This is a genomic window from Longimicrobiaceae bacterium, from assembly GCA_035936415.1.
In the GTDB taxonomy this organism is placed as follows: Bacteria; Gemmatimonadota; Gemmatimonadetes; order Longimicrobiales; family Longimicrobiaceae; genus JAFAYN01.
Map to the genome: position 1 here is coordinate 1 of DASYWD010000600.1, position 7,232 is coordinate 7,232.

The 7,232-nt window shown below is 73.6% G+C and carries 9 protein-coding genes; 6 read left to right on the plus strand and 3 right to left on the minus strand.

The genetic code is table 11. The features are described from left to right. Positions 1–81: 81 nt before the first annotated feature. Positions 82–357, minus strand: a complete 276-nt coding sequence (locus VGR37_24160; GenBank protein HEV2150516.1) for a hypothetical protein — start codon at positions 355–357, stop codon at positions 82–84. 119 nt (positions 358–476) lie between these two features. On the opposite strand from VGR37_24160, the gene VGR37_24165 reads away from it, so the two are divergent. After that, positions 477–1,010: a hypothetical protein gene (locus VGR37_24165; GenBank protein ID HEV2150517.1), complete on the plus strand. Its 534-nt coding sequence runs from the start codon at positions 477–479 to the stop codon at positions 1,008–1,010. Positions 1,011–1,103: 93 nt separating this feature from the next. Here VGR37_24165 and VGR37_24170 read toward each other — a convergent pair whose 3' ends face one another. After that, positions 1,104–2,339 carry a hypothetical protein gene (locus VGR37_24170; protein HEV2150518.1) on the minus strand — a complete coding sequence of 412 codons (1,236 nt, stop codon included), beginning with the start codon at positions 2,337–2,339 and terminating at the stop codon, positions 1,104–1,106. 239 nt (positions 2,340–2,578) lie between these two features. On the opposite strand from VGR37_24170, the gene VGR37_24175 reads away from it, so the two are divergent. The 3 genes from VGR37_24175 (at position 2,579) to VGR37_24185 (ending at position 4,461) form a co-directional block, all read left to right on the plus strand. Then, positions 2,579–2,971, plus strand: a complete 393-nt coding sequence (locus VGR37_24175) for a hypothetical protein (protein HEV2150519.1) — start codon at positions 2,579–2,581, stop codon at positions 2,969–2,971. A gap of 90 nt (positions 2,972–3,061) precedes the next feature. Beyond that, complete coding sequence (locus tag VGR37_24180) at positions 3,062–4,225, plus strand: branched-chain amino acid ABC transporter substrate-binding protein (GenBank protein HEV2150520.1); 1,164 nt, start codon at positions 3,062–3,064, stop codon at positions 4,223–4,225. 26 nt (positions 4,226–4,251) lie between these two features. Continuing rightward, complete coding sequence (locus tag VGR37_24185) at positions 4,252–4,461, plus strand: hypothetical protein (GenBank protein HEV2150521.1); 210 nt, start codon at positions 4,252–4,254, stop codon at positions 4,459–4,461. A gap of 258 nt (positions 4,462–4,719) precedes the next feature. Here VGR37_24185 and VGR37_24190 read toward each other — a convergent pair whose 3' ends face one another. Beyond that, entirely contained in the window at positions 4,720–5,631 is a 912-nt protein-coding gene (locus tag VGR37_24190) for a YegS/Rv2252/BmrU family lipid kinase (GenBank protein ID HEV2150522.1), read from the minus strand. 192 nt (positions 5,632–5,823) lie between these two features. Between VGR37_24190 and VGR37_24195 the strand changes: the two genes are divergently transcribed. Both VGR37_24195 and rsmH read left to right on the plus strand, forming a co-directional pair. After that, positions 5,824–6,255, plus strand: a complete 432-nt coding sequence (locus VGR37_24195) for a division/cell wall cluster transcriptional repressor MraZ (protein HEV2150523.1) — start codon at positions 5,824–5,826, stop codon at positions 6,253–6,255. Beyond that, a complete protein-coding gene (rsmH, locus tag VGR37_24200; protein HEV2150524.1) occupies positions 6,248–7,198 on the plus strand; it encodes a 16S rRNA (cytosine(1402)-N(4))-methyltransferase RsmH in 951 nt (316 codons plus the stop codon). The genes VGR37_24195 and rsmH overlap by 8 nt, the downstream gene beginning before the upstream one ends. Positions 7,199–7,232: the final 34 nt, after the last annotated feature.

The window sequence follows — 7,232 nt, forward strand, 5'->3', positions numbered from 1 at the left end:
CCCCCCCCCGCGACGCAGCATGCAAACAGGGAGGGTGCCGGCACGCCGGCACCCTCCCTGTCGTGCGCTGAACGGCAGCCGTCAACCGTGCCGGAAGTTGACCAGGACCACGCCCCGCCGCCCCTCGGCGGGGAGCTCCTCGCAGGTGGAGTACTGCGCGTCCATCCACGGCCGGACGCCAGGGAGGGCGTCGTTCTCGCCGCCGCCGCTCTCGTGCGCCAGCCAGCGCGCCTCCTCCTCGGTCTCGGCGCGGACGACGAAGCCGAACGCCTTGTCCTGGTGCGGCTGCCAGGGGTCCTTCCCGTCCACGCACCACCAGAGCGAGTCGTGCCGGGGGGTCAGCTTCCAGAGAGTCATCACCGTTTCGGCGGCGGGTACGTGGTGGCGCGGGCCCTTTCGCGGACCCTTTCCGGGGCGATAATGTACTGGCTCGCGATCCCGATGGACAGCCGGACCGACCCCCCGACGCGCACGCGATGAAAAGGCTCCTTCCCTCGTCCGCCCTGCTCCTGGCACTGGCCCTGGCCGCCGCGGCGTGCGGCTCCGAGAAGCCCTCCGAGGAGGACTACCTCGACGTGGTCCGGCAGACGGTGCGCTTCGCCGAGGCGGACGCCCGCCAGGCCGCGCCCCCGGGGAGCGCGACCGGCCCGCTCCTCCTGGACGTGAAGTCGTTCCGGGGAGGGAGCCTCCGTGCCACGGGGAAGGTGGTGGACATGGAGCGGATCGCCTCGGCCGTGGACCGCCCCTTCCAGGCGACCGTGCCGGACAGCTCCTTCAACTGCATGGACATGGAGCTGGGGGCATCGTGCTGGGTGCCGAAGAACGGCGTCTTCGTCCACCTGAACCTCGCCAGCCGCGCCCCCGGGCGGATCACGATGCACTACACCTCCACCGTCACCGCCAGCAACTACGTCCCCCCGGTGCTCTGCGACCGCGCCTTCCGGCTGGAGTTCGCCCGGCGGGAAGGGAAGTGGGTGATGCAGGACACCGTCGCCGTCCGCACCTGCTGAGCCGGACCGCGGGCGGACAGCGCCGTGCATGAACGGCCCGGCCGGGGAGCACCCCGGCGGGGCCGTCTGCTTCGGAGCGGGCACGGCGGCGGGCTACACCGCCGCGGGCTTCCCCTGCTTGCGCGGGGCACCGGTCCGGCTCCGCGCCCGGGCGAGGACCTCCTCGGCCAGGAGGATGACGGGAGGCTCGCCGTCGCGCCTGGCGGCGTCGAGCGCCAGCCGGGCCGCGCGCTCCGCGCTCTCCCACCGCTGCAGCGCGGCGCCGCCGCGGGCCAGGTCCAGGAGCGGGCGCGGCCGCAGCTCCTCGGGGGGGATGCGGCGGATCAGCTGCATCGCTTCGCGCGAGGCGGCGTCGAACACCTCGTCGCTCCCCGCGCCGGCGGCCGCGCGAGCCACCGCGGCCAGCGCCTCCAACCGCTCGGCCGGGTGCCGGGCGAAGGGGACGACGAGGCGCAGGGCGGAGAGCGCGTCGGCGTACTCCTCCCGTTCCAGCCAGAAGGTCCCCACCTCCCGGGCTACCTGCGGCACCCGCGGGTTCCGGCGCCCGTAGGCGTGCAGCGCGGAGCGGGCGTAGGCGTCGGCCTCCTCCAGGCTGCCCTCCGCAGCGGCCAGGCGGAAGAGGCCGTGCAGCGCCTGTCCCTTGATGTCCCGGAACCCGCTGCGGCGCCCCCCGCGGAAGGCGCGGAGGAAGAGCGTCCGCGCGCCCTCGCGGTCGCCGCGCTCGCCCTGCATCTCCGCCAGGACCAGACACGCCTGGAAGAGCGTGGTCCGGTCGCCGCTGCGGCGACCCAGGACGATGGTGCGCCGCAGCCAGGTCTCCGCCCGCGCCCGCTCCCCCAGCTTCCGGGCGAGGCGCCCCGCCAGGAGTCCCGGGGCGGCCTCCTTGGGCGCGGCGATGGCCGCCCCCTGGGCGAAAGCGAGGGCGGTCGCCAGCGAGCCCCTCCCCTCCGCCCAGCGCGCCACCTGCATGCATACGGCGCTCACCGACTCCGGGCGCGCCGTGTCCGGTTCGCGCGACAGCGCCGCCAGGGAGGTGAGGGCGGCCTCCAGGGCCGGGTCGGGAGCCAGGGCCACCAGCGCCGCGAGCCGCCGCCGGACGGATTCCGGGCGGAAGAGCTCCGCGCGCTCGCCGGGCGGGACCGAGGCCCACAGGAGCACGTCGTGGAGCGACTGCCAGAGCAGCACGCCCACGCCGTTGCGCATCTCGTCCAGGATGTGCACTCCATCCAGCGTCTCGTCGGGCCCGTGCAGGATCGCGGGGGGCGGGGGGGACCGCCGCCCAGGGCGGCGGGAGCGCATGGGTTCCTTCCGGGCCGGCTTCACCTTCATGACTTCCTCCGGGGCGGGGCAGGGGCGGGGCGCGAGCTCTTGACGACAATTATGCGTCAAAGATGTCCACAAAAGCAATGGATTGGGAGGATCGGATCTCTGCCAGGCGCGCGCGGAGGGGGCCGAATCCGTCTCACTCCTTGCCCGTTTCGGTGATCGGCCTTAGAATATCCTGTACACCCCCGCCGAAAGTGGACAGAATGGACACCGCAAGATAGCTCCAGGCCCAGCGCCGGTCAATGTCTTCGTCTCGCGGTGTCGCCCTCGACCAGCTCCGCTCCGTCATCGCCGCCCGCATGGCGGCGCAGTCGCTTCGCGCGGTGGCGCGGGAGGTGGGAATGAGCCCCAGCGGACTGCAGAAGTTCGTGGACGGCTCCATCCCCTACCTCTCCACCCGCCGGAAGCTGGAGCGGTGGTTCGTCCGCGAGGCCGCGCGCGGGGAGGGCGAGATGGACGGCGGGGTCGCGCTCGCAGCGGTGTCCGTCCTGGTCCGCGACCTCCCCCTCGCCCGCCGGCCCCGGGCGGTCCGGCAGCTCGTCGCCGAGCTCAAGGCCGCCTACGGCGCCGAGGAAGAGCCCCGCCCGTCCTGGCTGGACGACCTGGCCCGCGACACCGGCTCCGGGCCGGAGTAGCTGGCCGGCCGACCCGGCCGGAGCCCCCGATTCCCCGCATCGCCACCCGACGGCCGCGCTCCGCGGCCCGCGCACCACACCGGAGAACGCATGACACCCATCCATCGCCCGATCCGCCGCCGGATCGCGCTCTCCCTCGCCCTCCTGGCGCTGGCCGGGTGCGGCCAGGCATCCGAAGAGCCCATCCGCATCGGGCTCGCCGGGCCGCTCGGGCAGGCAAACGGCCGCTCGATGAAGCTCGCCGCGCAGATGGCCGTGGACGAGATCAACGCGGCGGGCGGCGTCCGCGGCCGCAAGCTGGAGCTGGTGGAGAAGGACGACGAGGCGAGCCCGGACCGGGCCATCGCCGTGGCCGGCTTCCTCCGCGACAGCACGGACGTGGTGGCGGTGATCGGACACGTGAACTCCGGGGCGACGATCGCGGCCGCGAAGATCTACAACGAGGAGGAGGGCGAGCACGGAGGCGCGCCGCTCACCCAGATCTCCCCGGCGTCCAGCAGCCCGCAGGTGACGGACGCGGGCCGGTGGACGTTCCGGGTCTGCCCCAGCGACCTGCTGCACGGCCCGGCCGTGGCGACCCACGCCTTCTCGCGCCTGGGGAGCCGCCGCGCGGCGGTGCTGTACACCAACGACGCGTACGGGCGCGGGGTGGCGGAGACCTTCACGGAGGCCTTCCGCAAGGCGGGCGGCGCCGTGGTCGCGCGCGACCCGTACCTGCCGGCGCTGGTGGAGGACCCCTCCGCGGTGGACCCGTACCTGGTGCGCGCCCTGCGCTCGGGGATGGACGCGCTGATGATCGCGGGGCAGGCGGACGCGGGGATGCGGATCGTGCGGCAGGCGCGCCGCCTGGGCTACACCGGGCCGGTGGTGGGCGCCGATGGGATGACCGGGGTCAAGGACGCGGGCGCGGACGCCGAGGGGATCTACGTCAGCTCGGCCTTCCTCCCGGACCGCTCCTCCGACCGGGCGCAGGCCTTCGTCAAGACGTACCGCGAGCGCTTCGACGAGCTTCCGGACCACCGCGGAGCGATGGCCTACGACGCCATCAAGCTGCTGGCGGAAGCCATCGAGCGCGCGGGGACGGACCGGCGGAAGCTCCGCGACGAGGTGGAGAAGGTGGGGCTGTCCGGCTCCGGGGTGGCGGCGTACGAGGGCGTCAGCGGCACCATCGCCTTCGACGAGAACGGCGACGTCCCCGGCAAGGAGGTCGCCGTGGGGATGGTCCGCGGCGGACAGCTCACCACGGTGCGGTAGCTCCCGCCCTCCGGACACCCTGCCGAATGAGCGACCCCGAGAGCCTCGACACTCCGCCGGAGGAGCGTCCGGCCCCGAACGCCATCCAGGTCGAGCAGCCGGGGGGATGCTTCGGCTGCGGCCCGACGGGGTGCCTCACCGGGTTCGTGGTCATGTTCGCGCTGCTGCTCGTCGCGATGGTCGCGATCGCGCTGTTCCGGGACTGGCCCAGGCCGGGGCTGCCGGGGATGCCGTAAGGAGTGCGAAAGTGCGGGAGTGCGTGAGTGCGAAACGGCGCCCCCGCTGGGATCTCCCGGCGGGGGCGCCGTCGCGTGGCCCTCACCCGGCGGCCTGAGAGCCGCCACCCTCTCCCAAGTTTGGGAGAGGGGATGAACTGCCCGTAGCCGTCAGCCCTCCCCCAGAACTGGGGGATATAGGGGGCAAGTGTTGCGAGCCTAAAGCGAGCCGGGTGGGGGCCGCCGTTGCCGGTGTCCCTTGTAACCTGTTCCCTGCCGTCAGGGGAGGCTGAGGCAGATCCGGTGGGGGCTGACGGCGTAGTGCAGCACGCGCGCGTCCATCGGCTCGCCGTCCACGTTGACGCTCATCACCTCGGTCGATTCCACCGTCAGCGCGGGCACCTGCCGGTAGATGACGGCCTGGTGGTCCAGGTGCCGGCCGGTGCGCAGCTCCGGGAGGAGCGCCAGCAGCTCACGCCGCGGCACCTCCTTGACGATGCACACGTCCAGCAGGCCGTCGCTCATGTCGGCGCGGGGGGTGAGCCAGTTCCCGCCCCCCGTCCGCCGCGAGTTCCCCACGGCGAAGATCAGGAACGGCCCCTCGTACAGGGTTTCCGAGCCGCGGAAGCGCGCCGAGGACACCTCCAGCGAGACGAACTTGCGCATCCCGGTGATGAAGTAGGCCACGGGGCCGAGCAGGCGCTTCACCTCCTCCGAGGTCTCCTCCGTGGCCTCGGCGCCGATCCCGCCGGTGGACACGTTCAGGAAGCCCTCGCCGTTCAGCAGCCCCACGTCCACCGGGGTCGCCTTCCCGAGCACCGCGGTGGCGATGGCCGCCTGGACGTCGGTGGGGACGTCCAGCGCGCCCGCCAGGTCGTTGCCCGTCCCGAGCGGCACGACCCCCAGCCGCGGCGCGTCGCCCGGGGAGCTCGGGAGGCCCTGTAGCGCCCGGTCGGCCAGGTGGTCGTGGATCCCGTTCCCCACCTCGTTGATCGTCCCGTCGCCTCCCGCCGCGATCACCAGCTCCGCCCCCTTCGCCGCCGCCTCCCGCGCGAAGCGGCGCCCGTCGCCCTTCTCGAAGGTGAGCTGCGGCCAGACGGCGTGCCCCGCCTCGCGCAGCTTCGCCACCGCATCGCGGATCTCTTCCGTGGTCTCCGGGGAGGGGGCGTTGATGACCAGTGAGATGCGCACGGACGGCTTCCTCGGGCGGTTCGGGATGGGCGTCGCTCCTGCCCGGCGCCGAGCGCAAGAACCCCGCCAGCACAGGGATCGCGCGGGGGCTCCGGGCGGCCCTTGACTTCGGTCCGGCGGTGGTTAGCTTGGGTGCCGGTGGGGAGCAGTGGGGAATCGTGGGTTGACTGGCGACCGTAGCGAGGGGGGTGGATGAGCGGGTTCCTCGGGAGCTACCTGCACCAGATCGACGACAAGGGGCGCCTCAACCTCCCCGCGCCGTTCCGCCGCGATCACCCGGACCGTCCCCTGGTCCTGGTGCACGTCTTCGAGAACGCCCTCACCCTCTATCCCGAGCCCGCCTGGGCGGAGGTGGAGGGCCGCCTGCGGGAGCTGCTCCGGCTCCAGCCGCAGGCCCGGTCGTACGTGCTCAGCGTCACCGCCAACGCAGTGGAGGTCGTCCCCGACAAGCAGGGGCGCATCCCCGTCCCGCAGCGCCTCCAGGAGGCCGTGGGGATCGGGGGCGCCGCGCTGGTCGTCGGGGCCATCGACCGGATCGAGCTGTGGGACCCCGCGCGCTTCGAGGCCGCCGTTCCGGCGCGCTCGGAAGACTTCGACCGCTTCACACACCAGATCTTTGCCTGAACGTTCGCTGCCGAACGCTTCGCCGTACCACGTCCCCGTGCTGGTGGAGGAGGTGATGGCGGCGCTGCGTCCCGAGCGGGGCGGCCTCTTCCTGGACGGGACCCTGGGCGGGGGCGGCCACTCGGAGGCGCTGCTGGAGCGCGCCCCCGAGGCCCGCGTGGTCGGCGTGGACCGCGACCCGGAGGCGCTGGCGGAGGCCTCGGCGCGGCTGGCGCGCTTCGGCGACCGCTTCCGGGCGGTCCGCTCCAACTTCGCGGACGCGGTCGCGGCGGCGGGAGTGGAGCCGGGCACGCTGGTGGGGGCGCTCCTCGACCTGGGGATCTCCTCGCACCAGATCGACGTGGACGCGCGGGGGTTCACCTTCAGGGCGGGGGCGCCGCTGGACATGCGGATGTCCGGCGGGGCGGGGGGCGAGCCGAGCGCGGCGGAGCTCCTCAACACCGCCGCCGAAGAGGAGCTGGCCGACGTCTTCTACCGGTTCGGGGAGGAGCGCCGCTCCCGCAAGCTGGCGCGGATCCTGGTGGAGATGCGCGAGCGCGCTCCGATCGAGACCAGCGACCAGCTCCTGGAGGCGATCGGGCGGACCCTGGGGCCGCGCTCCGACGCGGGTGACCGCGCCCGCATCTTCCAGGCGCTGCGCATCGCCGTGAACGGCGAGATCGAGGCGCTGGAGAAGGCGCTCACCGAAATCCGCGACGCCCTCGCGCCCGGCGGGGTCCTCGCCGTCCTTTCCTATCACTCACTGGAAGACCGGTTGGTGAAGAACGCCTTTCGCGACTGGAGCACGGCCTGCACCTGCCCGCCGCGCATGCCCGTCTGTGCCTGCGGCGGCGTCGCCCTCGGGGAGACGCTGACGCGGAAGCCGGTGTCGGCCTCCCAGGACGAGGTGGAGGCCAACCCCCGCGCCCGGAGCGCGCACCTGCGCGCGTGGAGGCGGGCGTGAGGGACGCGAAGGGGATGCGGCGGACCCCCTCCGG

Bases quoted from the DNA above. Each gene is read 5' to 3' on its own strand.
- VGR37_24160 (HEV2150516.1), bottom strand. From the start codon at position 357: ATGACTCTCTGGAAGCTGACCCCCCGGCACGACTCGCTCTGGTGGTGC.
- VGR37_24165 (HEV2150517.1), top strand. From the start codon at position 477: ATGAAAAGGCTCCTTCCCTCGTCCGCCCTGCTCCTGGCACTGGCCCTG.
- VGR37_24170 (HEV2150518.1), bottom strand. From the start codon at position 2,339: ATGAAGGTGAAGCCGGCCCGGAAGGAACCCATGCGCTCCCGCCGCCCT.
- VGR37_24175 (HEV2150519.1), top strand. From the start codon at position 2,579: ATGTCTTCGTCTCGCGGTGTCGCCCTCGACCAGCTCCGCTCCGTCATC.
- VGR37_24180 (HEV2150520.1), top strand. From the start codon at position 3,062: ATGACACCCATCCATCGCCCGATCCGCCGCCGGATCGCGCTCTCCCTC.
- VGR37_24185 (HEV2150521.1), top strand. From the start codon at position 4,252: ATGAGCGACCCCGAGAGCCTCGACACTCCGCCGGAGGAGCGTCCGGCC.
- VGR37_24195 (HEV2150523.1), top strand. From the start codon at position 5,824: ATGAGCGGGTTCCTCGGGAGCTACCTGCACCAGATCGACGACAAGGGG.